Origin of the sequence: Sphingomonas sp. SUN019, from assembly GCF_024758705.1 — a bacterium.
Lineage (GTDB): Bacteria > Pseudomonadota > Alphaproteobacteria > Sphingomonadales > Sphingomonadaceae > Sphingomonas.
Genome location: NZ_CP096971.1, coordinates 1864545 through 1888708, shown reverse-complemented (window position 1 = coordinate 1888708; position 24164 = coordinate 1864545). Strand labels below are relative to the sequence as shown.

Sequence of the window (24164 nt, the reverse complement as noted above, 5' to 3'; positions counted from 1 at the left end):
ACCATCGCGATAATAGCGAGGCCGCTGGGCGAGGCTGCTGGGGAGGAACCGATATGCGCGATCCAAGAATCAACGTTTCGTTGGGGGCATTGGCTGTGGCGCTGCTGATGCCGGGCGTGGCGCAGGCGCAGGACGCGCCGCCCGCCGCCACCCCGCCCGCCGAAGCCAGCGGCATCCAGGACGTCGTCGTCACCGCGCAGCGCCGGTCGGAAAGCGTCCAAGACGTGCCGATCGCGATCAGCGCGTTCACCAGCGAGGCGTTGCAGGAACGCGCGATCGGCAACGTGTCTGGCCTGTCGGCGATCACGCCCAACGTCACGCTCGACGCGTCGACCCCGTTCTCGGGGTCGTCGGCGGTGCTGGGCGCGACGATCCGCGGCATCGGCGCGAGCGACTTTGCGTTCAACATCGATCCCGCGGTTGGCGTGTATCTCGATGGCGTCTATCTCGGGCGCTCGATCGGCGCGAACCAGGATCTGCTCGACGTCGAACGGATCGAGGTGCTGAAGGGGCCGCAGGGCACGCTGTTCGGGCGCAACACGATCGGCGGCGCGATCTCGATCGTCACCACGACGCCGGGCGACACGTTCAAGGCCAAGGGCGACGTGACCGGCGGCAGTTTCGAACGGCTGCAGGCGCGCGGCGTAGTGGAGATCCCGCTGGCCAAGGGGCTCAGCTCCTCGCTCGCGTTCGGCATCATGAACCGCAAGGGATATCAGAAGCGCGAACAGTTTCCGAATACGCCCAGCGCGACCGATTCCTTCACGCGCTTCGTCGCGGCGGATTACGAAACGCGCGATCGGCAGGGCGGCGACAATGCGTGGAACCTGCGCGGGAAGCTGCACTGGGACAATGGCGGCACGTTCCGCGCGACGCTGACCGGCGACTATACCAACATCGATCAGGAATCGACCGCCAACACCGTGCTGGCGGTCACCCCGATACCGGGTCCGTTCGCGGGCGAGGCGCAGAACAACATCCCCGGCACCGCGCTGGACGTGGTGACAGGCAGTTCTGGCTTCCTGTTCGCCGGGCTCTACAATTTCTGCATCGGCGCGACGCCGGCGCAGATCGCGGCGCGCAATGCGACCAATCTGTGCGGTCCGCGATCCAGCGTGAACGGGTACAACACGCTGCCGGGTCTCGGCAGCGTCAACGTCGACGCCGATCCCAACAACGATCTGCTGCCGTACGACAGCCGCTGGGTGAACACCGACAAGGACAAGAGCTTCGCCAACGGCAACAATTTCTCGCGGCTGAAACAGGGCGGCGTCGCGCTCTCGCTCGAATTCGACGTGACGCCCGATCTGCTGGTCAAATCGATCTCGTCCTATCGCCGGATCAAGTTCGCCGCGGGCGTCGATCTCGACAATTCGCCGCTGCCGATCCTGCAGACCAGCTTCCGCGTGAAGCAATATCAGCTGAGCCAGGAACTGCAGCTGTCGGGCAGCCTGCTGAACGATACATTGAACTTCGTCGTCGGCGCCTACGCCTTCAAGGAAAAGGGCAAGCTGAACGATTACGTCACCTTCTCGGCCGGACTGTTGCAAGTGGACGGGCCGGGCGATGTCGACACCAACGCTTATGCCGGGTTCGGCCAGGTCGACTGGCGCATCAGCCAATTGTTCGGGATCACCGCCGGCGGCCGCTATACCGAGGAGGACAAGAGCTACGACGGCTTTCAGTCCGACGTGAACGGGTTCAACTACAAACTGTTCAACTGCACCCCGCCGAGCGCCGCGTGTGCGACCGCGCTGGGGTTCCCGTTCCCCGATCAGCCGTTCCGTTACTATCCCGGCACGCCCAACAAGCAGAAGTTCAACAACTTCTCGTTTAAGGTCGGCGCGCAGGTGTATCCGACCGACGACGTGATGGCGTATGGTTCGTATGCGCAAGGGTATAAGACCGGCGGCTGGACGACGCGGCTGTCGAACCCGCTGCCGTTCGCCCCGACGTTCGGCGAGGAGGAGGCTGAAACTTACGAGATCGGCGTCAAATCGACGCTGCTCGATCGCCGGTTGCAGCTGAACCTCGCCGCCTTCACGACCGAATACAATGGCATCCAGCTGAACTTCCAGCAGGGCGTGTCGCCGACGATCCAGAATGCGGGCGATGCGCGGATCAAGGGCGTCGAGCTGGAGGCGGTGGTCGCGCCGACCGACGGCTTCACGATCAACGGATCGGTCGGTTACCTCGACGCTTATTACACCACGGTGCTCGCCCCGGCGCAGGTCGCGCCGAACCCGTTCCAGCAAGGCGTGGGCGACGGCTCTGCGCTGCCCAAGGCCCCGCACTGGAAGATCAACGTCTCGCCGCGGCTCGAACTGCCGGTCGGTGACGGGACGCTGCTGCTGCTGGGCGACTGGACCCACACCACGGGGATGCGCAACGATACCGAGGGGACGTTCCTGCTGCTGCGGCCGACCACCGACATCGTCAACGCCAGCGTCACCTACACCCCGCCCGACGAACACTGGAACCTGACCATCGGCGGCACGAACCTGACCGACGAACGTTATCTGGTGACGGGTCAGGCGCAGATCGCGGGCGGGCAGATCTACGGCACCTACAGCCGTCCGGCCGAATGGTACGCGCGGCTCGGGTTCAAGTTCTGACCGGCCCGGGGCGGCGCCGATCATAATATGTAAGCCCGCCACCAACCGACCTCGAAAGGAGCCTCCCCATGGCCACCGTGATGACCGCCCCGCCCTCGTCGAAAGCCGAGATCGTCGACGTCCCCTTCGCGCACCGCGAGATCGTTGCGCGGCTCAGCCCCGGCGGGCGTTATATCGATGCGCAGAGCGACGTCGACAGCCCGTGGGTGCCGTTCGGCGACAATGCCGCAATCAAGCATCTCGCGTTCGACGTGCGCACCGGCATCTTTTCCAACATCCTGTGGATCAAGGAGCCGGGCGTCATCGGCACGCATTTCCACCGCGGCACGATCATGATGGTCTGCCTGGAAGGCAGCGTGAAATACCTCGAATATGACTGGGTCGCCTCGCCGGGCGGATTGATCCTCGAGGTGCCGGGCGAGAGCCACACGCTCGTCACCGACACCGGATGCAAGCTGTTCGGCTGGATGCAGGGACCGATCGAATTCTACGACGAAAACGCCGTGCTGATCGACACCACCGACGTCTGGTGGTTCATCCACCATTACGAGAGCTACTGCCGCGAGCACGGCATCCCACTCAATCCAAAGCTCTACCTGTGACATCGGATTGCGTCGACATCCGGTCGCCGGCGACACCAAGCAATCCTCCCCCGCCAGGGGGAGGTGGCGCGCGTAGCGCGTCGGAGGGGGCGGACTCCCGACCGAAGTCGTCGCTCACCTCCCCCTCCGCCGCCGTCGGCGGCACCTCCCCCTGGCGGGGGAGGATTTAGAAAATGCGTTTTATCGCACGTCAACGAGGAACATCATGGCCACCATGACCGCGCCGCCGTCGAGCGCGTACAAGATCGTCGACATCGCCGAGCCGTATCTGAACCTGATCCGCGACAAGGGGCAGGAGGGTACGTACGTCGGATCGTCCGAGGCGGAGAGCCCGTGGGTGCCGTTCGGCGACAATGCCGCGATCCGGCATCTGTCGTTCGACGTGCGCCAGAACACCTATTGCAACATCCTGTGGATCAAATCGCCCGGCGTGATCGGCACGCACAAGCACCGCGGGCCGGTGTGGGCGATCGGGCTGGAGGGGTCGTTCCGCTATCTCGAATACGACTGGGTGTGCCGCCCCGGTGACTTCATCACCGAAACGCCGGGCACCGCGCACACGCTCGTCACCGACGATCCGAACGGGATGAAGGCGCTGTTCTGGATGCAGGGCGCGAACGAATTCTACGACGGCGACGGCAATCACGTCGAGACGCTCGACGTGTGGTGGTTCATGAATCACTATGAGACGTATTGCCGCGAACACGGGCTGACGCCGAACAAGCAATTGTACCTGTGAAGACGCTAGACCAGTTCGACATCGCGGGACGCTCGGCGCTGATCACCGGCGCGGCGTCTGGCATCGGGCTGGCCTACACCGAGGCAATGGCGGAGGCGGGGGCGAAGGTGACGCTCGCCGATCTCGATGCGGAAGGCGCGGAGCGCGAGGCGGCACGGTTGCGCGGCGAGGGGTTCGAGGCGCGCGCGGTGGCGTGCGACGTGAGCGATCTCGCGCAGGTCGCCGCCGCCTTCGATGGCCATGTCGCGGCCTATGGCGGGTGCGACATCGCGTTCGCCAATGCGGGCTGGGACGCAGGCAACGGCTTCTGGTCGCCGGAAAACAAGCGCAATCCCGACGGGCAGATCGACATGTACGATCCCGAACGCTGGAACCGCTCGATCGCGATCAACCTGACCGGCGTGTTCCATACCGTGCGCGAAGCGGCGCGCGTGATGAAGGCGAACGCGCATCGTCGCGGCGGATCGATCGTCTGCACCTCGTCGAACGCGGCGGAGGTGAACGAGGCGATCGTCGGCGTGCCGTACATGGCGGCGAAGGCCGGGGTGAAGCATTTCATGCGCCACGCCGCGTTCGAACTCGCCGCCTATGGCATCCGCGTCAACGCGATCGCGCCGGGGCCGTTCGTCACCAACATCGGCGGCGGCTGGCTGAAGAAGAATCCGGCTGCGCGGAAAGCGTGGGACGAACTGGTGCCGGTCGGCCGCGTCGCGGAGACGCACCAGATCAAGCCGCTCGCTTTGCTGCTCGCCTCCGACGCGTCGAGCTACATGACCGGCAGCCATGTGATGATCGACGGCGGGATGCAGCTCGGCCCCGTCAAGCCACTGGATTGACATGACGACCCGGGCACAGGCCGCGATCTGCCGCGGCAAGGATCAGCCGTTTGCGATCCAGACGGTCGAACTCGACGAGCTGCGCGCCGACGAGCTGCGCATCCGCATCGTCGCGTGCGGCATCTGCCACACCGATCTGGCGGTGCGCGACGGGCAACTGCCCGTACCGCTGCCGGTCGTGCTGGGCCATGAGGGCGCTGGCATCGTCGAGGCGGTCGGCGCAGAGGTGACCGTCGCGAAACCCGGCGACCGCGTCGTGATGAGTTTCAACAGCTGCGGTCATTGTCCCAGCTGCGACGTCGACGCGCCGACCTATTGCTACAATTTCTTCCCAGAAAACTGGGCCGGAACACGCGCCGACGGCACGCCGACGATGTTCGCGGACGGCGCGGCGATGAACGCCAATTTCTTCGGCCAGTCGGCGTTCGCGACGCACGCGATCGCGCACCAGCGCAACGTCGTCCGCGTGCCCGATCGCGCGGCGCACCTGCCGCTGGAACAGCTCGCGCCGATCGGCTGCGGGCTGATGACCGGCGCGGGCGCGGTGCTGCGCAGCATGAAGGTGCGCGCGGGGCTGCCGATCGTCGTGTTCGGCACCGGAACCGTCGGGATGGCGGCGATCATGGCGGCGAAGGTGGCCGGCGCGGACCCGATCATCGCGGTCGACGTGAACGACGACCGGCTGGCGCTCGCGCGCGAGCTCGGCGCGACGCACGCGTTCAACGGCAAGGCGGATGCGCCCGCGAAGATCCGCGACCTCTGCCCCACGGGGGTCGGCTATGCGTTCGACACGACCGGCATCAAACGCGTGATCGAGGATGCGTTCGGCCTGCTCGCGCCAAAGGGCGTGCTCGGCATCGTCGGCGCGTCCGACCCGGCCGACAAATTGGTCTTCAACGAAAGCCAGTTCATGGGCGGCGGGCGGACGGTAAAGGGCATCCTCGGCGGCGACAGCGACGTCGGCCCGTTCCTGACCGAACTCATCGACCTCCATCTCGCCGGGCGTTTCCCGTTCGAGCGGCTGATCGGCTATTTCGACTTCGCCGACATCGACGCCGCGATTGCGGCGAGCGAAAGCGGGCAGGTGGTGAAGCCGGTATTGCGCATGGCGGCGGAGGGCTGATGCGCGCCGCGGTGATGCAGGGGCTGCACCGGCCGCTGGCGGTGGAAACCCTCCCCGACCCGACGCCGCAGGACGGCGAGGTGGTCGTCCGCGTCGCGCGCTGCGGCATCTGCGGATCGGACCTGCACATGACCGAGGACGCCACCTACGGGCGCAAGGCGGGCGACGTGCTGGGCCACGAATTTGCCGGCGAGGTCGTCGCGCTGGGCCGCGGGGTCGAACGCCTCGCGCTCGGCGATCTGGTGTCAGTGATCCCGCTGGCGAGCTGTGGCGAATGCGCCTCCTGTCTCGCGGGCGAACCGGCGTGGTGCGCGCACTTCGGGCTGCAGGGCGGCGGCTATGCCGAATATGCCGTGACGCGCCCGAACCAGTGCGTGCTGCTGCCGAAATCCGCCAGTCTCGCCGACGGCGCGATCATCGAACCGCTCGCGGTGGCGCTGCACGGTGTGAACATGAGCGGGATGCGTACCGGCGACCGCGTACTGATCCTTGGCGCGGGGCCGATCGGCCTGGCGGTCGCGTTCTGGGCGCGCCGCATGGGTGCGGCGCACGTGGTGGTGCAGGACATCGCCGACCATCAGCAGACCCGCGCGATCGCGATGGGCGCGTCGGGCTTCGTCGTCGACGTGGACGATCCGGTCGCCGCAGCGGAACGCGCGCTGGGCGGCAAGGCCGACGTGGTGTTCGAATGCGTCGGCCTGCCCGGACTGATCGCGCAGGCGGTGGAACAGGTCCGCCCGCGCGGCACGATCCTGCTGCTCGGGCTATGCACCCGCCCCGACACGTTCAACAGCTTTGCGATGCTGTCGAAGGAGGTGCGGCTGGTCACCTCCGCCTTCTTCACGGTCCAGGAATATGAAGCCGCGCTCGACGCGCTCGACGCGGGCGCGGCCGAACCGCGCCATCTGGTAACCGACACGATCGCGCTCGCCGACACCCCCGACCGCTTCGAGGCGCTGAAACGCCGCACGCACGATTGCAAGGTGCTGATCGCGCCATGAGGATTAGCCGATGACCGGGCAGAAAAGCTTTCCGCTGCCGAGTTCGGTGGCGGTCGTGCCGGGCACGGAGGCGGCGCAGGCGGCCTATCCCTACTACACGCAATTCGGCCCCGACGACGACGCGCGCTTCTGGTTCTACAATTCGATGCATTTTCCCGAGCCGATGCATCATTTCGACATGATCACCGCCGAGGCCGCCTATTGCGCGCTGGGGGCGTTCAACACCCGCGTCCACGTCCTGCCGACGACCAAGGGCATCGACCACCGCATCGTCAACGGCCGGGTCTATATCGGCGGCGTGCCGGTGACCGATCCGGTCGAGATCGCCGAGCGGCAGGAGCTCTTCCAGCAGCGCGCTTTCTATTATTACGAACATTGGGAGCGCCTGTACGACCAGTGGAAGGTCAAGATGAAGGCGCTGATCGGTGAGGCGCAGGCCCTGCCGCCGGTCGAGCTCCCCGACTGGGAACCGATCGAGACGACGCACACCGGAAAGGGCGTCGCGTCGAACCATGCGTTGCTCGACACGTACCGGCGTCAGCTCGAGGGCTATTACCGGATGTGGCAGCATCATTTCGAATTCCTGCTGCTCGGCTATGGCGCGTATCTGACCTTCTTCGATTTCTGCAAGCGCGCCTTTCCCGAGATTTCGGACCAGACGATCAGCCGCATGGTCGCCGGAATGGAGGCGGAGATATTCCGCCCCGACGAGGAAGTGCGGCGCCTCGCGCGGCGTGCGGTCGAACTCGGCGTCGACGGCGCGTTCGGCGAAGGGATGAGCGTCGAAGAGATGTTCGCCGGGCTGGACGCGCAGGGTAACAGCGGGGCGGCGTGGCGCGACGAGCTTCAGGCCAGCCGCGATCCGTGGTTCAACGTCAACGTCGGCGACGGCTTCTATCACTATCACCGGTCGTGGAACGATGATCTGTCGATGCCCTTCTCGGCATTGCCCGGCTATATCGCCAAGGTCCGCGCCGGGGAGACGATCGATCGCCCGGTCGAACAACTGATCCGCGAGCGCGATCAATTGGTCGCCGACTACCGCGACCTGCTCGACAGCGACGCCGACCGCGCCACATACGATCAGCTCATTACGCTGGCGCACCGCGTCTTCCCCTATGTCGAGGGGCATAAATTCTACTGCGAGCATTGGTACACCAACCTGTTTTTCAACAAGATCAGGGAATTCGGGGCGCTGCTCGCTACCCACGGCTTCTTCGCGGAGGAAGCCGACGTGTTCCACCTGACGCATTACGAGGTCGAAAGCGCGATCGTCGACCTGTCGCTCGCGTGGTCGAGCGGATCGCCGCCGCTGGGACCAAAGCGCTGGCCCGGCATCGTCGCGGAGCGCAAGGCGGCGATCGCGGCGTGGGGCGACCACCGCGTGCCCCCGGCGCTGGGCGTCGTGCCCGACGTGATCGACGACCCTGCGATCGTCATGCTGTGGGGCATCACGCGCGAGAATCTCGACCGCTGGCTGGACGACGACGGCGACGACGATGGCCGCGAGCTGAAGGGGTTCGCCGCATCGTCGGGCGTTGTCGAAGGACCGGCGCGCGTCGTCACCTCCGCGGCGGAGATCGGCACGCTCCGGCAGGGCGAGATCCTGGTGTGTCAGGTCACCAACCCGAGCTGGGCGCCGATCTTCCAGAAGATCGCCGCCGCGGTATCCGACATCGGCGGATCGATGAGCCACATGGCGATCGTCGCGCGCGAATACGGCCTGCCCGCGGTGGTCGGCACGGGGTCCGCGACGCAGCGCATCCGCACCGGGCAGCGCATCCGCGTCGATGGCGGCCGCGGGGTGGTGACGATACTCGACGAGGTGCTGGCGGATGCGTGAGGCGATCGCGTGGTTCGCCGACGTCGGCCTTGCCGATCGCCCGACCGTTGGCGGCAAGGGCGCGAGTCTCGGCGAACTGACCCGCGCGGGGATCGCGGTCCCGCCCGGCTTCGTCGTGACCACGCGCGCGTTCGAACTGTTCCTCGCCGCACTGGAGGCGCGCGCGCCGGTCCGCGCGCGGATCGAGACGTGCGATGCGGACGATCTGGACGCGGTCACCGCGCTGTCGCAGGAAATGCGCACGCGCGTCGTGGAAGAGCCGCTTCCCCCCGAGGTGGAAGGCGCGTTGTTGGCGGCGCACCACGAACTGTGCGGCGGCGATGGAGCGCCGGTCGCGGTGCGCTCATCCGCCACGACCGAGGATGCCGCCGACGCCAGCTTCGCCGGATTGCAGGACACGTTCCTGTGGGTGATCGACCCCGCCGATCTGGTCGCACGCGTGCGGGAATGCTGGGGCAGCCTCTATTCGGTCGAGAGCATCACCTATCGCCGCCGACAGGCGTTTCCCGAAAGCGGCGTTGCGATGGCGGTGGTGGTGCAACGGATGGTCGATGCCTCGGTCGCCGGAGTGATGTTCACGCGCAGCCCGACGACCGGCGACAAATCGGTCGTCACGATCGAGGGCGCGTGGGGGCTGGGATCCTCCGTAGTGTCGGGCGAGGTCACGCCCGACCGCTGGGTGATCGGCAAGATCACCGGCGAAATCTCCACCCGCGACATTTCCGACAAGCACATCGAACACCGCCCGGTCGCCAGCGGCGGCGTGGAGGAACGCGCGGTGCCCGACGACCGCCGCCGCATCGCCTGCGTCGACGACGCGACACTGCAGCAACTGCGCGAGATCGGCCGCAAGGTCGAACGCCATTATGGCGCGGCGCAGGACATCGAATGGGCGGTCGACCGCGACGGCCGTGTATTGCTGCTGCAGAGCCGCCCCGAAACGATCTGGTCGAACCGCACCACCGCGCCCGTCGCCGCACCGACTGACAATCCCTTCGCGCATGTGCTGGGCGTGTTCGGGAGACGGCCATGACGCTGACCCGCGCCGAGGTGGATCGCATTATCGCTTTGCTGGAAGGATCACGCTTCGACCGGCTGAGCCTCGAGATGGACGGGCTGAAGCTTGATCTGGTGCGTAGCGGCGCTACACCGTCCGCCCCACGCGCCGCACCGCCGCCAGTCGAGATCGCACCCCCGCCACCGCCGCCCGTCGCGCGCGACGGGCTGGTCGAGGTAAAATCACCCCTGCTCGGCATCTACTACCGCGCGCCGCGTCCCGGCGAGCCGCCGTTCGTCGAGGTCGGCGCACGGGTCGAACCCGACACGATCATCGGCATCATCGAGGTGATGAAGCTGATGAACACCGCACGCGCCGGCGTGACGGGCGAGGTGGTGGAGATCGTCGCCGCGAACGGCGAGATGGTCGAACACGGCGAGACGCTGCTGCTCGTCCGGCCGGATTGACCGTGGCGATCCGCCGCCTGTTCATCGCCAACCGCGGCGAGATCGCGGTGCGCATCATCCGCACCTGCCGCGCGCTCGGGATCGAAACCGTACTCGGCGTGTCGGAGGCCGATCGCGGATCGCTCGGCGCGCATCTGGCCGATCGCGTCCTGTGCATCGGCCCCGCGCAACCTGCGCTCAGTTACCTGCGGGTCGAGACGATCGTGCAGGCCGCGCTCGGCTCGGGGTGCGACGCGATTCACCCCGGCTATGGCTTCCTGTCCGAACGCGCCGACCTTGCGCGACTGTGTGAGGCGGAGGGCGTGATCTTCGTCGGACCGACCGCCGAGCAGATCGAGGCGGTCGGCGACAAGTTGCGCGCGCGCGCCGCGGCCGAGGAGGCGGGCGTGCCCGTAATCCCCGGCGGCGCGGCCGGCACGCCCGACGAAGCGCGTGCGCTGGCCGCGGCGATCGGCGTGCCGATCCTGGTCAAGGCGGCGGGCGGCGGTGGCGGGCGCGGGATGAAGCTGGTCGAAGACGCGCGCGATCTCGCCGCGACGATGGACATGGCCAGCGCCGAAGCGGGGGCCGCGTTCGGCGACGCGCGGGTCTATCTCGAACATTATGTCGCGACCGGGCGGCATATCGAGGTGCAGGTGCTGGGCGACGGCGCGGGGGGCGTGATCCACCTCGGCGAACGCGACTGTTCGGTCCAGCGCCGCTACCAGAAACTGATCGAGGAAACCCCCGCGCCGCATTTGCCCGCAGTGACGCGCGACGCGCTGCACGCCGCGGCGGTGCGGTTCGCCGCGCGGCTGTCATACCGTGGGGCGGGAACGGTCGAATTCCTCTACGACGTCCCGCGCGACGCCTTCTACTTCCTCGAAATGAACGCGCGCATCCAGGTCGAGCATCCGGTGACCGAGGCGGTGACGGGGATTGATCTGATCGCCGAACAGATCGCGATCGCTGAAGGGCGGGGGCTGCGGTTCGCACAGGAGGACGTGTCGTGCGCTGGCGCGGCGATCGAATGCCGCATCAACGCCGAAGACCCGGCGCGCGACTTCGCGCCTTCGCCGGGCACGGTTTCAACGGTGCGCTGGCCGACCGGCGAGGGCATCCGCGTCGACACCCATATCATCGACGGCGCGCGCATCCCGCCCTTCTACGATTCGATGATCGCAAAGGTCATCGCTCACGGCGCCGACCGCGCCGAGGCGCTGGCCCGGCTCCGCGCCGCGCTGGCGAACACACGGATCGAGGGCATCGCCACCAACCTCGCCTTCCAGACCGCGATCCTCGCCGACGCCGACTTCGCGCGCGGCGGCGTCGACACCGGGTTCCTCGCGCGCTTTCTCGACCAAAGGATCGCTGCCTGATGGCCGCGATCCGCCTGGTCGAGACAAGCCTGCGCGACGGCAACCAATGCCTGTGGGGTGCGCTGGGCGTCGATACCGCGCGGACATTGTCGATCGCGCCCGTGATGGAGCGCGTCGGTTATGCTGCGATCGACTTCACCACCTCGACCCATATGGGCGTCGCGGTGCGCTACAAGCAGCAGGATCCGTGGGAACGTATCCGGCTGATGGCCGCGGCCTGCCAGACGACCCCGCTGCAATTCCTGTCGACCGGCTTCCGCTTCATCTCATGGGAGACCGCGAGCCCCGAATTCATGGCGCTGGCCTTCGCCACGCTGACCCGAAACGGCATTCGCCGCTTTGCGCTGGCCGATCCGACCAACGACGCCGTCGCCAACGCAGCGGCGGCGCGGCTGGTGAAGCAGGGCGGGGGAGAGCAGGTCATCGGCGCGCTCGTCTTCACGCTCAGCCCGATCCACGACGACGCGCATTACGCCGACGCCGCGCGGACGATGGCCGCGTGCCCCGACATCGACGCGCTGTACATCAAGGATCCGGGCGGGTTGCTGACCCCCGAACGCGCGCGGACGCTGATCCCCGCGATCCTGGCCGAAATCGGCGGCAAGCCGCTCGAACTCCACGCGCACAACACCATCGGCCTCGGCGATCGCACCTATCTGGCGGGCGCTGCGCTGGGCGTGGCGGCGTTGCAGTGCGCCAGCGGCGGGGCGGCCGACGGAACCTCCAATCCGCCGATCGAGCGGACCGTACGCAACCTGCGCGAACAGGGCCACAAAGTCGACGTCGACGACGACGCGTTGGCGCAGGTCGGGCGATACTTCGCCGATCTGGCCGCGGCGGACGGGCTGCCGACCGGTGCGCCGATGGCCTATGACGCGGGCTATGTGCGGCATCAATTGCCCGGCGGAATGGTCGGAACGATGCGGCGGCACCTGGCCGACCACCGCGTGCCGCATCTGGAGGGCGCGGTGATCGAGGAACTCGGCCGCGTGCGCGAGGAACTCGGCTGGCCGATCGTGATGACGCCGTTCGCGCAGATGCTGCAGACGCAGGCGGTGATGAACGTGACCGGGGCCGAACGCTACGCCACGATCCCGGACGAGATCGTGCGCTATGCGCTCGGCCGCTTCGGCCGCCCCAACCGTCCGATCGCGGCATACGTGATGGACCGCATCCTGTCGTCGCCGCGCGCGCGCGAATTGCAGTCGGAACCCGAAATGGCTCCGCTGGCCGACCTGCGGCGACGGGTCGGCGCGCAGCTATCGGATGAGGAATTTCTGCTGCGCGCGACGATGCCGGGGGCGATGGTCGATGCGGTGCAGGCGGCGGGTCCGGCGCCGCGTGACTATGATCCCGCGGTGCGGCCGGTGATGGCGCTGGTCGAGCAATTGCTCGCCCGCACCGACCTGACCCGCGTCACGGTGGAAAAACCCGGCTTCCGGCTGGAACTGGAAACGGACGCATGATCGCCGCGGACGGCGTGATGTTCGATCTCGACGGGACGCTGATCCTCAGCGACCGCGCGCTTGGCGGATATCAGGTGCTGCCCGGCGCGGTCGACCTGCTACACGATCTGGATCGACGCGGGATGCCGTTCGTCGCGCTGACCAACGGCAGTGCGTATCCGGCGTCGCAACAGGGACCGCGGCTCCGCGCGCTGGGGCTGCCGATCCCCGACGATCGCCTGTTCACGCCGAACAGCGTCGCCGCCGGGCTGTTCGCGGGGCGCGGGCTTCGCCGCGTCATGGTGCTGGGCACCGAAGGGGTCCGCGATGCGCTGGAGGGAGAGGGGATTTCGACCTGCGCGCCCGGCGACGCGCGAGCGGACGCGGTCTATATCGCGTGGCATCCCGACTGCGCGATGGCCGATATCCACGCCGCCTGCGCCGCGGTCCTGGACGGCGCGGCGCTCTACAGCGCATCGGACGTGCCGTTCTTCGCCAGCAAATCGGGCCGCGCGTTCGGCTATAGCTGCGCGATCGGCGGTGCGGTCGCGCGCGTCACGGGCGTCGAACCCGAAGTCACCGGAAAACCGTCACAAGCCGCGCTGCGCTTCGTCGCGGGGAAGCTCGGCGTTCCGGTGGACCGTGTCGCGGTGGTCGGCGACGACCCGAAGGTCGAGACGATCATGGCGCGCACCGGCGGCGCGATCGGGATCGGCGTCACGACCGGCACGACCAGCGCAGCGGAATGGGCGGCGGTGCCGGACGCAGAGCGTCCCACCGCGGTGATCGCGGGCGTGGCCGACCTCGCCACGCTTCTGTTCGAGGGTGGCGCTACCGCCCGGCGCGCGCCGCCAGTTGCGCCGCCGACACCCACGCGCCGTGGACCTGCGGACGCAGCCTGACCGGCACCGGCACGCGCGCGACTGCGCCTGCGGCGACGTCGCCCGCGTCGATCACCCACAGCTCGGATTCGAACTTTTCGTCCGCGGTGCGCCGGTCGACCACCGCCAGCAGCCAGCCGTCGTGCCCATCACGCGCGGACGCGATATGCACCGGCTCGCTCACCGCCATGTCCGGCCCCAGCGTCATCATCGCGACGCGGCCGCTGTCGGGCTCGATCCGGATCAACGCATTGAACGCCGCGCCGACCGGCCCGCCGGGCAACGGCGGCCCGCCCGCCGGGTTCATGCTGCAATAGAATGCGAACGGATACGGCCGTCCCTGATCCACGTCGCGCACCCGCGGCAGATCGCCCGGCGGACCGATCGGGCGCTCGACGAAGCCGTCGTCGTTGCTGGTCAGGTCGAATGTCCAGCGCGTCAATGCGCCCTCGATCTCCCACGGCTGGCGATGAATCCCGCCCGCTTCGCGCATGAAGGCGAAGGCGTTGGTGTCGGTCAGGCACAGGTCGAGATGAACCCGGTCGCCCTCGTCGTACGCGTTGACCAAATGAAACGCGGAGACGCCCTTCGGTCCGCGGAACCAGCGCATCTCGTCCACTTTGCCATAGCGCGGCATGACGCCGACCCAGCTTTCCAGATCCTGCTGGTGCGCCCAATGCGCGCCGCCCGCCTTCAGCCGGTCGATGTTCGCGGTGGTCGGAAAGATCGGGAAGATCGCGCGTGTCTCGGTGATCGCGAAATCGTGGACGCTCGCGCAATAGGGCGCCTCGAACCATTGTTCGGACACCAGGTTGCCGCCGGCGTCGGCGATGCCGTAAGCGATGTCGCGCGTGCACAGTCCGCCCGCCTCGTAGCCGAAGAAGAACATCTCGCCCGTCGCGGGATCGACCCGCGGATGCGCAGTGAAGGTCTCCGATCTGAGCGCGCCGTAGAAATCCCAACGTCCGATCGTGTCGAGCGTCGCGGGATCGACCTCGTACGCGCGACCATCCTCCTTGGTCATGAACAGGCGCCCGGCGTGCCACACCGGCGTGGTGTTGGCGACGGTCCGGTCGCGCCCGGCGACCGTCGGATCGTCGGTGAACGGATTGCGATAGCGCCCGAACAAGGCGCGCCGCGCGTCGCGCTCCAGCACGTAGCGTTCGGTTTCCACGTAGCGGATATCGTAATCGACCTGCCCGTCCTCGAACAGGAACCGCGACACCATGCCGTCGCCCGACAGGACCACATCGTCCTCGTGCATCGGCACGTGCGCCGGATCGGGCACCGCGCGAAAGAACGCGCCCGCGATCTCGGCCGGGATGTCGCCGATGACGGGCAGGTTGCGGATCGACGCCTCCATCCGCACCGGCTGATTGAGCCCGGTGAAATGGATCGTCTGCGGAAATCCGCGCATCGTCGCTCTCCTGACATCATCGCCTTGCGTTGGGCGTCGGCGACGATATCGTATGTAGAGCAAACGAAATGGAGAGAAAAGCCATGCGCATCGCGGTCATCGGAGCAAGCGGCAACGTCGGGCAGAGGATCGTCGCGGAGGCGCTCTCCCGCAGGCATCAGGTCATCGCGATCGCGCGTACCGCACCGACCGATTCCCCCGCGGACGTGACATGGAAGGCGGCCGATCTCGCCGATCCGGACGCGACCGCCGCGGCGCTGACCGGCAACGACGTGGCCGTCCTGTCGGTGCGGTTCGGCAACACCGATTTCGCGCGTGCGCTGGATGGCGTGCGACGGTCGGGTGTCCCGCGATTGCTGGTCGTCGGCGGCGCGGCGTCGCTGGAAATCGCGCCGGGCAAGATGTTGCTCGACCAGCCCGAATTCCCCGATTTCATCAAGCCCGAGGCGACGCCCGCGCGCGCCGCGCTGGATATGCTGCGCAGCGAAAGCGACCTCGACTGGACCTATATCTCGCCGTCGATGATGTTCGGCCCGGGCGAACGGACCGGCACTTTCCGGCTCGGCAAGGATATGCTGCTGACCGCCGCCGACGGGCAGAGCCATATCAGTTATGAGGATTATGCGATCGCGCTGCTCGACGAGATCGAGACGCCACGCCATTCGCGCACGCGCTTCACGGTCGGTTACTGAACGCAAACGGCGCGGCTCCCCCCGGGGCCGCGCCGACGCACCGCGGCTTACGCGGCGACCGGTTCGTCCTCGGGCAGAGCGCCGATGACCGATTTCACCTCCAGGAACTCCTCCAGCCCGAACTTGCCGAACTCGCGCCCGTTGCCCGATTGCTTGTAGCCGCCGAACGGCATGTCGAAGGCGAGCCCGCCCGCGTTGACGAACACCGCGCCCGCGCGGATGCGGGGGACGATCTTCTTCGCCCGCGCCGGATCGCCCGCGATATACGCGCCCAGGCCGTACGGCGTGTCGTTGGCGATGCGCACCGCATCGTCGTCGTCCCGGTACGGCATGATGACCAGCACCGGGCCGAAGATTTCCTCCTTCGCGATCGTCATGTCGGGGGTGACGTTCGCGAAGACGGTCGGCTTCACGTAGAAGCCGCTGTCCTTGCCCTCGGGCCGCCCGGTCCCGCCCGCGACCAAGGTCGCGCCTTCGTCGATGCCGGTCTGGATCAGGCCCTGGATGCGCTTCCACTGGCTTTCGTTGACGACCGGGCCGATGTGGTCGCCCTCCGCCAGCGGCTCGCCGACCGCTTTCGCGCCGAACATCGCCGCGACCTTCTCCGCCGCCTCGTCATGCTGCGACGTGTGGACCAGCATCCGCGTCGGCGCGACGCAGCTCTGCCCCGAATTGAGCAACACGCCGCCGACCCCGCCGGGCAGCGCCTGATCGAGCGGTGCGCCTTCCAGAATGATGTTGGGCGATTTCCCGCCCAGTTCCTGCGCGACGCGCTTCACCGTGTCGGCGGCGTTCTTCGCGACCATGATCCCCGCACGGGTCGATCCGGTGAAGCTGACCATGTCGATATCGGGATGCTTCGCCAGCGCGGTGCCGACCCCTTCGCCGTCGCCCTGCACCAGGTTGAACACGCCCGCGGGAACACCCGCCGCGTCCATCACCTCGGCGAAGATCGCCGCCGATGTCGGCGCTTCCTCGCTCGGTTTCAGGATCATCGTGCAGCCTGCGGCCAGCGCCGGACCGACCTTCGCGACGATCTGGTTCATCGGCCAGTTCCACGGCGTGATCAGCGCGACGACGCCGATCGGTTCGCGGACCACGGTGTTGTCGCCGATCTTCTCGCGAAACTCATAGTCCTGCAGCGCCTTCAGCGCATTGCCGAGATGCCCCATCCCCGACCCCGCCTGCGCGGTCTTTGCGATCGAGATCGGGCAGCCCATTTCGGTCGCGATCGCCTCCGCGATGTCGGGTACGCGTTTACCATATTCCTCCATCACGCGGCCGAGCAGCGCGATCCGCTCCGCCTTCGTCGTCTGCGAAAACGTCTCGAAAGCGCGACGCGCGGCGACCACGGCGTCGTCGACGTCGGCCGCGGTGCCCAGCGTGATCTCCGACGCCACGCCCTCGGTCGCAGGATTGACCACCTGGTGCGCGCGCCCGCCCTTGCTGTCGACCCATCGGCCGTCGATGTAATGCTGCGGATAGTTCTTCATGGCGTGTTCCTTTGGAAATGCGTCAGGCGGTGATCAGTCCCAGTTCGCGGTCGGTGGCGGGGGCGCCCCATTTGTCGCGCGGCGGCATCGGGCGCGTGTCCCACGCCGGGTCGAGCGTGAAGGTGGACACGCTGCGCCCCTCCGGGATCTTCCCGTTCCCGCCGCCCTGCGAATAATCGTAATACAGCGTCATTAGCTCACGGTGCCCGTGGTGGCGCTGCACCACTGGATGCGACACGCATGCCTCGCGCCAGCGCAGCAGGCGAGTCAGATGCTGCGGCACCTCGTAATCCTCGTAATATTCCAGGAACGCGAGCCGCTTGAACATCGGCGCGAACGCGACCTCGGCCCAGCCGAAATCTTCGAACAGGAAATCGCCATCAGGCGCATAGTGCCGCAGGAAATCGTCGAGCCGCGCATATTGCGCATCGACCTCCGCGCGCAGCTCGTCGCGTTTCGCCGCGTCGCGATTGAGGATCATGCGGTATCCCGCCCCCGTGAACGCGCCGTCGGTGGCGCATAACAGCGCCTCGACCGCGTGCTCGTAAGGATCGGCGCGCGCCACGCGAACTTCGGGAAAGCGATCCTCGAAATAGCGCAGGAGCACCATGCTCTCTTTCAGCGTCTCGCCATTTTCCAGCTCCAGCGCGGGCAGCGCGGTCGTCCCGCGGGTCTTCTTCAGCAGCCAGTCGGGACGCGGTTTCGAGATGTCGATCTCGTGGTCCGCCATCGCGTCGCCCAGCCCCTTCAGGTCGAGCAGCAATTCGACGCGTTCGGAAAACGGGCAGCCCGGAATGTGATACATCCGCAAGCGCCCGCCGGATGGTTCCTGATCCCAGCTCATGCGGCTGGCGCCGGTTCGCGCGCGGGCATCTCGCTCTTCGACTTTGCGAACATCGCCTGCGCTGCGGAGCGCGCGTTGATGCGCTCGATCCACGCCACCAGATGCGGCGTCGCGTCAGTGTTCACCACCTCGGCGAACCCGTGCTGCATCCCGTTGGCGATCGCAAAGTTGCACACGTCGGCCAGCGTATAGTCCGCCCCCGCCAGCCATTCGCTCTTCGCCAGCCGCGCCTCCAGCCGGTCGACCGAGAAGCGCACCTTGCGCATTTCCTCGTCCAGCGTCGCCTGCGGGAATCCGGCGCGGGCACTCCGCCATTTCACCTGCTGCTCGACGACGGGGATCTGCCGGACCTTTTCCTCGAATTCCGCATCCGAATAAGCGCGCGCCATCGGCCCGATCATCCGTTCCCAGCCGATCGTCGACACGCACCAGCAGAAATATTCGTCGACCCATTTGGTCCACACCCGCATCTCCGCGATCGCCACCGGGTCGGCCGGGCGCAGCCGCGGCGCATCGGGAAAGGCGTCCTCCAGATACTCGCAGATCACGGTCGATTCGGTGATGATGTGTCCGTCATGGTCCAGCGCCGGCACCTGTCCGCGCGGATTGATCGCCTTGAACCAGGCCTCGTGATGCTCGAACTTGCGCGGGTCGATGAAGCGCGGAGTGAACGCGAGCCCCTTTTCATAGAGCGCGAGCAACGGCTTCAGCGAATTGGCCGCCGGGCCGAAGCTGTACAGGGTCAACATCCGCGCATTTCCTCTCCGTTTGGCTGGATGAAGTGACGCTCGCGCAGCACCGCCGCAAGTCGTCTGGCGATACTATCACCCGCAATGACAGCATGGCGCGTGCGCTTGTCCGCCGCCGCGCGCGATGCTTCACCGGTGTGCAAGAAGGAGAGGCAAATGCTCGAGCTGCTGACGTCGGAAACCCCGAACGGCTGGAAAGTCGCGATCCTGCTCGAGGAATTGGGCGTTCCGTACAAGGTCACGCCGATCTCGCTGACCGACCGCGTGCAGAAAGAGGATTGGTACGTCGCGCTCAATCCCAACGGCCGCATCCCCACGCTGATCGACCATGACGCCGACGATTTCGCGATCTTCGAATCGGGCGCGATCCTGATCTATCTCGCCGAGAAATTCGGACGCTTCCTGCCCGCCGACGTGGCCGACCGCAGCCGCGTGATCCAGTGGCTGATGTGGCAGATGTCCGCGCTCGGCCCGATGATGGGACAGGCGACGGTCTTCAACCGCTATTTCGACGAGAAACTGCCCGCGGTGATCGACCGCTACGTGCGCGAAAGCCGCCGTCTGTTCGAGGTGATGGACGCGCGGCTGGCCGGCAACGAGTGGCTCGCGGGCGATTACTCGATCGCCGACATCGCCTGCTTCCCGTGGGTGCGCGGGCATGACTGGGCGCAGGTGCCGATCGACGGCCTGCCGCATCTGCAACGCTGGTTCGACGCGATCGCCGCGCGCCCCGCGGTGCAGCGCGGGCTGCTGGTCCCGACCCCGCCCGCTCCGCAGGAAATGGCGGAGAAGACCGTGACGCAGGGCAAGAACATTCTGGCGTAGGGAGAGGGCCGATGGCGACGGTACAGGAACGTGCCCACGCGGGCGCAGCGATCGAAACGACGATCGACTATCTGACGCCCGATTCGAAGATCAACCGCCGCTTCTGGGCGCCGGGGCGGGAGGTGAACACCGGCACCTACCAGTCTTACCCCGTCACGATCCGCAACGCGCGGCTCGCCCCCGCGCCGTTCACGCTCGACGAACACGGTTTCTGCCTGTCACCCCAGCCGAGCGCGATCCCCGACTTCCGCGATGCCGAAGCGGTCAAGGCTTACCCCGATGAAGTCGCCGCCATCGCGCGCACGCTGACCGGTTGCGACCTGGTCGTGCCGATGGGCGGGCAACTCCGCTCGCCGATCATCTCGGGGTCGGGAATCCAGCCGCCAGCGGCCGAGGCGCACGTCGACTTCAACACGAAAACCGCGCATAAAATCGCCCGCGCGCTGTACGACAAGGCTGCGCCCGAAGGACCGGGCTACACACGCTTCATCGCGTTCAGCCTCTGGCGCACGTTCTCGGCCCCGCCGCAGGACTGGCCGCTTGCTTTATGCGAATTCGGCAGCGTCGGGGACGAGGATGCGGTCGCCAACGTGAAGGTCGACGTCGACGAAATCCCGACCGGCGACGCCCTGTTCGCGCCGATCGCGGGCGAAGAGGAGATGACCGCCGCGACGATCTTCCACCACAACCCCGCGCACCGCTGGTGGTATTTCCCCGACATGACTGCGGACGAGGTGATCTTCATCAAATTCCACGACAGCGACCATTCGCGCGCGTGGCGCGCCCCGCACACCGCCTTCCACGACACGACCCGCCCCGATGCGGTGACGCGCGAAAGCTACGAATTCCGGGCGATCGCGTATTTCAGCGCGTGACGCCCGTCCGCAATCCTCCCCCGCCAGGGGGAGGTGGCACGCGAAGCGTGACGGAGGGGGAGGTAAGCGATGCGCTTGGAAGGGGCCACGCCGCGGCGCTGAGACGGAAAAATCTGCGCAGAGAAACGATGGTGCGACAGGACACAATCAAAGTGCTCTGCCGACCTCCCCCTCCGTCGCCTTCGGCGCCACCTCCCCCTGGCGGGGGAGGATGAGACGCCTCCGCTCGCGGCGGAAGCCGCCATCGCGTTTTCCTACACGATGCTGATCTGCTAAGGCTCGCGAACTATCGAACGCTCTTTCACTTCGTCGATTTTTTCCGTCATCAGCGCGCAAACCGCTGGTCTCAACATTCACGAAAAACGACGCCAGCGTCTCAACATTCGCAACATTCGCACACAACCCCATTCGCTCGGCTCGGACGCGTAAGTGCGACTTATCGTGACTTTCGGCCCACGCCGAAATGCCCTCTTGGCCTAACCTTAGCCTAACCTTCCGTCATTTCACCGCGTGTCCGCGGCCAGCTTCGTCAGCCGCGCCGCGCTCGCCTCGTCCAGCGGGGCGAACAGGATCAGCCGCTGGCCCGGCGCGCCTTCCACCGCATAGGACGAATGCCAGAAACTGATGTCGCCGACGCCGGGCATCAGCGCGATGTTGACGTGTTCGGAATAGGGCAGGATGGTCGATTCCTGCCAGCATTCGCGGAACAGGTCGGATTGCTCCATCATCTCGGCGATGATCGCGTCGAATATCTCGGGCTTCGACGTGCGGCTGTAATCCCATTTGAAGCGCGCGACCAAACGGTGGCCCATCTCGCGAAAATGATCGGGGTCGCTGCGATACCGGTCGCTCAGCATGAGGATCTTGAACAGGTTGCGCTGGTTGCGCGGCAGCGGCGCGTAATCGCGAAAGGCGCGCGTTACCAGCGGGTTCCAGCCGATCACCGTCCAGTCCTCGACGATGATCAGCGCCGGGATCGACAGGCTGTCCATCATGTGTTGCGTCGCGGGGCGAATGTCCTCGTCGATCTGCGTTTCCAGCGGCGGGGGACGGTGCTGCGCCAGCGCGAACAGGAACTCGCGCTCGTTCGCGTCGAGCCGCAGCGTGCGGCCCAGCCGCTCGATCATCGGCACCGATAGCTGCACTTCGCGGCCCTGCTCGAACCAGGTGTACCAGGTGACGCTCATCCCGGCGAGCGCGGCGACCTCCTCGCGGCGCAGCCCCTGCGTGCGCCGCCGCTCCCCCGCGGGCAATCCGACGTCCGTCGGCGACAGCCGCGCGCGCGCCGATTTCAGGAAACGCGACAATTCCTCACGATGCGCCATGGCTTATCCCGTTACTCCCAATGATGGCACAGCGACCGGTCTAGTCCGGTCGCGCGCGTTCTGCGACTCCCGATCGACAAGACGAAATACGGAGAGGAAAGAAATGGCCAACGAGCCAAATAAGACCCCGATGGCCGACGTGCGCGGCAGGACCGCGTTCGTCACCGGCGGTGCGAACGGCATTGGCCTCGGCATCGCGCGCGCGCTGGTGAAGGCGGGCGCGAACGTCGTGATCGCCGACATTCGCGACAGCGCACTGGCCGAGGCGAAGGCGTCGCTGGGCGCCGACGCGCAGGTCGAAACCGTGCTGCTCGACGTGACCGACCGTGCAGGCTTCGCGCGCGCGGCGGATGCGGCGGAGGCGCGGTTCGGGAAGATCCATCTGCTGATCGGCAATGCCGGGGTCGGCGTGATGGGGCCGATCCTCGATACCAAATACGACGATTGGGACTGGGCGATGGGGGTCAATTTCGGCGGCGTCATCAACGGCCTCGTCACGATCCTGCCGCGGATCAAGGCGCATGGCGAGGGCGGGCAGATCGTCACCACCTCGTCGCAATCGGCGCTGATCCCGATCCCCTTCACCGCGACTTATACCGCGGCCAAGGCGGCGGTGCTGGGCCTGATGGAATCGATCCGCGGCGAACTGGCGGCGGAGAACATCGGCGTCTCGGCGTTCCTGCCCGGCCCGGTGCAATCGAACATCGCGATGTCGGGCGAACTCCGGCCGGATGAATATAAGCAGGACAGCGGTTACGCCGAGCGCGAGGCGCAGCTGGAGAAGCGCCCCAATTCGCCGCTGTGGATGTCGGCGGACGAGGTCGGCGAACGCGTGCTGGCGGGCATCCGCGCCAACGACCTGTACATCCTGACGCACCCCGAATTTGCCGCCGGCATGCGCACGCGCTTCGACGCGATCCTCGCCTCGATGCCTGACGAGCCGATCAACCACGAACGCGCCGAGGCGATCGGCTTCCTGCTCGGCAACCAGGCGTTCGACGATCAACTCGCGCGACATACCAGCCCCGCAGAGACCGCGGCATGACCCGCGTCGCAGGGCGCACCGCCTTCATCACCGGCGGCGGATCGGGCGTGGCGCTGGGGCAGGCGAAGGTATTCGCCGCGGCCGGGTGCAAGGTCGCGATCGCCGACATCCGGCAAGATCACCTCGACGAGGCGATGGAATATTTCGACGCGACCGATTTCGAGGTGATGCCGGTCAAACTGGATATCACCGATCGCGCCGCTTACGCCGCCGCGGCGGATGCGGTGGAGGCGCGGCTCGGTCCGGTCGAATTGCTGTTCAACACCGCCGGCGTCTCGATCTTCGGACCGCTGCAGAACGCCACCTACGACGATTGGGACTGGCAGCTGGACGTCAATCTGAAAGGCGTCATCAACGGCATCCAGACCTTCGTGCCGCGGATAATCGCGCGCGGCAACGGCGGGCATATCGTCAATACCGCGTCGATGTCGGCGTTCGTCGCGCTGAAGGGCACTGGCATCTACTGCACGTCGAAGATGGCGATCCGCGGCCTCACCGAATGCCTCGCGCTCGACTTGGAGGAACACGGGATCGGCGTGTCGATGCTGTGCCCCGGCGCGGTCAACACCAACATCCACGAAGCCGTCCTGACCCGCCCGGCGCATCAGCAGAATACTGGCTATTACGGCGCCGACCCCGAGATGTTCGCGCATCTGAAACGCGTCATCTCGGTCGGGATGGAACCCGAAACGCTGGCGAATTACGTGCTCGCGGGCGTCGAGGCGGATCAGCTCTACATCCTGCCCTATCCCGAATTCCGCGGCACGCTGGAAGACATCCACGCGCGCGTCATGGGCGCGCTGGCGAACCCGGAGGACGATCCGGAGTACGAAGCCCGCGCCGCGCACGGCGTGCCAGGCGGGAAGAAGGTCGAGGGGTGACGGCAATTCAATCCTCCCCTGCAAGGGGAGGTGGCGCGCAGCGCCGGAGGGGTGTCGCGCCATCGAGAGGGTGACACCCCTCCGTCAGGCCTGCGGCCTGCCACCTCCCCT

Annotated in this window: 22 protein-coding genes; 17 read left to right on the top strand and 5 right to left on the bottom strand. The window is 66.9% G+C overall.

Annotated elements, in window-relative coordinates:
- Nucleotides 1–53 precede the first annotated feature (53 nt).
- From M0208_RS09105 to M0208_RS09050, 12 genes are all read left to right on the top strand, one after another.
- Nucleotides 54–2615, top strand: a complete 2562-nt coding sequence (locus M0208_RS09105; RefSeq protein ID WP_258891391.1) for a TonB-dependent receptor — start codon at nucleotides 54–56, stop codon at nucleotides 2613–2615.
- A 68-nt stretch (nucleotides 2616–2683) separates the two neighbouring features.
- Nucleotides 2684–3217, top strand: a complete 534-nt coding sequence (locus M0208_RS09100; protein WP_258891390.1) for a 2,4'-dihydroxyacetophenone dioxygenase family protein — start codon at nucleotides 2684–2686, stop codon at nucleotides 3215–3217.
- Between the two features lie 205 nt (nucleotides 3218–3422).
- Nucleotides 3423–3956, top strand: a complete 534-nt coding sequence (locus M0208_RS09095) for a 2,4'-dihydroxyacetophenone dioxygenase family protein (protein WP_258891389.1) — start codon at nucleotides 3423–3425, stop codon at nucleotides 3954–3956.
- Nucleotides 3953–4792, top strand: coding sequence for an SDR family NAD(P)-dependent oxidoreductase (locus tag M0208_RS09090; RefSeq protein WP_258891388.1), 840 nt, complete (start codon nucleotides 3953–3955; stop codon nucleotides 4790–4792). Before M0208_RS09095 ends, M0208_RS09090 begins: the two co-directional genes overlap by 4 nt.
- A 1-nt stretch (nucleotide 4793) precedes the next feature.
- On the top strand, nucleotides 4794–5915 hold the full coding sequence (locus tag M0208_RS09085; protein ID WP_258891387.1) for an NAD(P)-dependent alcohol dehydrogenase: 1122 nt from the start codon (nucleotides 4794–4796) through the stop codon (nucleotides 5913–5915).
- Nucleotides 5915–6916 (top strand): alcohol dehydrogenase catalytic domain-containing protein, encoded by a 1002-nt coding sequence (locus M0208_RS09080; protein WP_258891386.1) that lies wholly within the window; start codon nucleotides 5915–5917, stop codon nucleotides 6914–6916. The genes M0208_RS09085 and M0208_RS09080 overlap by 1 nt, the downstream gene beginning before the upstream one ends.
- Nucleotides 6917–6926: 10 nt before the next feature.
- On the top strand, nucleotides 6927–8759 hold the full coding sequence (locus M0208_RS09075; RefSeq protein ID WP_258891385.1) for a PEP-utilizing enzyme: 1833 nt from the start codon (nucleotides 6927–6929) through the stop codon (nucleotides 8757–8759).
- The gene (locus M0208_RS09070) at nucleotides 8752–9792 is read left to right on the top strand and encodes a PEP/pyruvate-binding domain-containing protein (protein ID WP_258891384.1); all 1041 of its coding nucleotides are present in this window, start codon (nucleotides 8752–8754) and stop codon (nucleotides 9790–9792) included. Before M0208_RS09075 ends, M0208_RS09070 begins: the two co-directional genes overlap by 8 nt.
- The gene (locus tag M0208_RS09065; RefSeq protein ID WP_258891383.1) at nucleotides 9789–10223 is read left to right on the top strand and encodes a biotin/lipoyl-containing protein; all 435 of its coding nucleotides are present in this window, start codon (nucleotides 9789–9791) and stop codon (nucleotides 10221–10223) included. The genes M0208_RS09070 and M0208_RS09065 overlap by 4 nt, the downstream gene beginning before the upstream one ends.
- Before the next feature lie 2 nt (nucleotides 10224–10225).
- Nucleotides 10226–11581 (top strand): acetyl/propionyl/methylcrotonyl-CoA carboxylase subunit alpha, encoded by a 1356-nt coding sequence (locus tag M0208_RS09060; protein ID WP_258891382.1) that lies wholly within the window; start codon nucleotides 10226–10228, stop codon nucleotides 11579–11581.
- Complete coding sequence (locus M0208_RS09055; RefSeq protein ID WP_258891381.1) at nucleotides 11581–13047, top strand: biotin carboxyl carrier protein; 1467 nt, start codon at nucleotides 11581–11583, stop codon at nucleotides 13045–13047. The genes M0208_RS09060 and M0208_RS09055 overlap by 1 nt, the downstream gene beginning before the upstream one ends.
- Complete coding sequence (locus tag M0208_RS09050) at nucleotides 13044–13928, top strand: HAD-IIA family hydrolase (protein ID WP_258891380.1); 885 nt, start codon at nucleotides 13044–13046, stop codon at nucleotides 13926–13928. The genes M0208_RS09055 and M0208_RS09050 overlap by 4 nt, the downstream gene beginning before the upstream one ends.
- On the opposite strand, the gene M0208_RS09045 is transcribed toward M0208_RS09050, so the two are convergent.
- Complete coding sequence (locus tag M0208_RS09045; RefSeq protein WP_258891379.1) at nucleotides 13858–15324, bottom strand: carotenoid oxygenase family protein; 1467 nt, start codon at nucleotides 15322–15324, stop codon at nucleotides 13858–13860. The genes M0208_RS09050 and M0208_RS09045 overlap by 71 nt on opposite strands.
- Before the next feature lie 83 nt (nucleotides 15325–15407).
- Here M0208_RS09045 and M0208_RS09040 point away from each other — a divergent pair, with 83 nt between their 5' ends.
- Entirely contained in the window at nucleotides 15408–16016 is a 609-nt protein-coding gene (locus tag M0208_RS09040; RefSeq protein ID WP_258891378.1) for an NAD(P)-dependent oxidoreductase, read from the top strand.
- A gap of 47 nt (nucleotides 16017–16063) precedes the next feature.
- Here the strand turns inward: M0208_RS09040 and M0208_RS09035 are convergent, their stop codons facing one another.
- The 3 genes from M0208_RS09035 to M0208_RS09025 are packed head-to-tail and all read right to left on the bottom strand — an operon-like array spanning nucleotide 16064 to nucleotide 19102.
- Nucleotides 16064–17509: an aldehyde dehydrogenase family protein gene (locus M0208_RS09035; protein ID WP_258891377.1), complete on the bottom strand. Its 1446-nt coding sequence runs from the start codon at nucleotides 17507–17509 to the stop codon at nucleotides 16064–16066.
- A gap of 22 nt (nucleotides 17510–17531) precedes the next feature.
- Entirely contained in the window at nucleotides 17532–18353 is an 822-nt protein-coding gene (locus tag M0208_RS09030; protein WP_258891376.1) for a glutathione S-transferase family protein, read from the bottom strand.
- Nucleotides 18350–19102 carry a glutathione S-transferase family protein gene (locus tag M0208_RS09025; RefSeq protein ID WP_258891375.1) on the bottom strand — a complete coding sequence of 251 codons (753 nt, stop codon included), beginning with the start codon at nucleotides 19100–19102 and terminating at the stop codon, nucleotides 18350–18352. The genes M0208_RS09030 and M0208_RS09025 overlap by 4 nt, the downstream gene beginning before the upstream one ends.
- A 156-nt stretch (nucleotides 19103–19258) precedes the next feature.
- Here M0208_RS09025 and M0208_RS09020 point away from each other — a divergent pair, with 156 nt between their 5' ends.
- Nucleotides 19259–19927: a glutathione S-transferase family protein gene (locus M0208_RS09020; RefSeq protein WP_258891374.1), complete on the top strand. Its 669-nt coding sequence runs from the start codon at nucleotides 19259–19261 to the stop codon at nucleotides 19925–19927.
- 11 nt (nucleotides 19928–19938) lie between these two features.
- Nucleotides 19939–20802: a CmcJ/NvfI family oxidoreductase gene (locus M0208_RS09015; RefSeq protein WP_258891373.1), complete on the top strand. Its 864-nt coding sequence runs from the start codon at nucleotides 19939–19941 to the stop codon at nucleotides 20800–20802.
- A gap of 503 nt (nucleotides 20803–21305) precedes the next feature.
- Here M0208_RS09015 and M0208_RS09010 read toward each other — a convergent pair.
- Nucleotides 21306–22127, bottom strand: a complete 822-nt coding sequence (locus M0208_RS09010) for a helix-turn-helix transcriptional regulator (protein ID WP_258891372.1) — start codon at nucleotides 22125–22127, stop codon at nucleotides 21306–21308.
- 103 nt (nucleotides 22128–22230) lie between these two features.
- Between M0208_RS09010 and M0208_RS09005 the strand changes: the two genes are divergently transcribed.
- Nucleotides 22231–23172, top strand: a complete 942-nt coding sequence (locus M0208_RS09005; protein WP_258891371.1) for an SDR family NAD(P)-dependent oxidoreductase — start codon at nucleotides 22231–22233, stop codon at nucleotides 23170–23172.
- A complete protein-coding gene (locus M0208_RS09000) occupies nucleotides 23169–24053 on the top strand; it encodes an SDR family NAD(P)-dependent oxidoreductase (RefSeq protein WP_258891370.1) in 885 nt (294 codons plus the stop codon). Before M0208_RS09005 ends, M0208_RS09000 begins: the two co-directional genes overlap by 4 nt.
- The last annotated feature ends 111 nt before the right edge of the window (nucleotides 24054–24164 follow it).

Coding starts and splice junctions, on each gene's coding strand:
- M0208_RS09070 (WP_258891384.1), top strand. CDS start 8,752: ATGCGTGAGGCGATCGCGTGGTTCGCCGACGTCGGCCTTGCCGATCGC.
- M0208_RS09020 (WP_258891374.1), top strand. CDS start 19,259: ATGCTCGAGCTGCTGACGTCGGAAACCCCGAACGGCTGGAAAGTCGCG.
- M0208_RS09025 (WP_258891375.1), bottom strand. CDS start 19,102: ATGTTGACCCTGTACAGCTTCGGCCCGGCGGCCAATTCGCTGAAGCCG.
- M0208_RS09050 (WP_258891380.1), top strand. CDS start 13,044: ATGATCGCCGCGGACGGCGTGATGTTCGATCTCGACGGGACGCTGATC.
- M0208_RS09030 (WP_258891376.1), bottom strand. CDS start 18,353: ATGAGCTGGGATCAGGAACCATCCGGCGGGCGCTTGCGGATGTATCAC.
- M0208_RS09105 (WP_258891391.1), top strand. CDS start 54: ATGCGCGATCCAAGAATCAACGTTTCGTTGGGGGCATTGGCTGTGGCG.
- M0208_RS09040 (WP_258891378.1), top strand. CDS start 15,408: ATGCGCATCGCGGTCATCGGAGCAAGCGGCAACGTCGGGCAGAGGATC.
- M0208_RS09005 (WP_258891371.1), top strand. CDS start 22,231: ATGGCCAACGAGCCAAATAAGACCCCGATGGCCGACGTGCGCGGCAGG.
- M0208_RS09010 (WP_258891372.1), bottom strand. CDS start 22,127: ATGGCGCATCGTGAGGAATTGTCGCGTTTCCTGAAATCGGCGCGCGCG.
- M0208_RS09085 (WP_258891387.1), top strand. CDS start 4,794: ATGACGACCCGGGCACAGGCCGCGATCTGCCGCGGCAAGGATCAGCCG.
- M0208_RS09095 (WP_258891389.1), top strand. CDS start 3,423: ATGGCCACCATGACCGCGCCGCCGTCGAGCGCGTACAAGATCGTCGAC.
- M0208_RS09100 (WP_258891390.1), top strand. CDS start 2,684: ATGGCCACCGTGATGACCGCCCCGCCCTCGTCGAAAGCCGAGATCGTC.
- M0208_RS09045 (WP_258891379.1), bottom strand. CDS start 15,324: ATGCGCGGATTTCCGCAGACGATCCATTTCACCGGGCTCAATCAGCCG.
- M0208_RS09035 (WP_258891377.1), bottom strand. CDS start 17,509: ATGAAGAACTATCCGCAGCATTACATCGACGGCCGATGGGTCGACAGC.
- M0208_RS09075 (WP_258891385.1), top strand. CDS start 6,927: ATGACCGGGCAGAAAAGCTTTCCGCTGCCGAGTTCGGTGGCGGTCGTG.
- M0208_RS09000 (WP_258891370.1), top strand. CDS start 23,169: ATGACCCGCGTCGCAGGGCGCACCGCCTTCATCACCGGCGGCGGATCG.
- M0208_RS09015 (WP_258891373.1), top strand. CDS start 19,939: ATGGCGACGGTACAGGAACGTGCCCACGCGGGCGCAGCGATCGAAACG.
- M0208_RS09065 (WP_258891383.1), top strand. CDS start 9,789: ATGACGCTGACCCGCGCCGAGGTGGATCGCATTATCGCTTTGCTGGAA.
- M0208_RS09080 (WP_258891386.1), top strand. CDS start 5,915: ATGCGCGCCGCGGTGATGCAGGGGCTGCACCGGCCGCTGGCGGTGGAA.
- M0208_RS09055 (WP_258891381.1), top strand. CDS start 11,581: ATGGCCGCGATCCGCCTGGTCGAGACAAGCCTGCGCGACGGCAACCAA.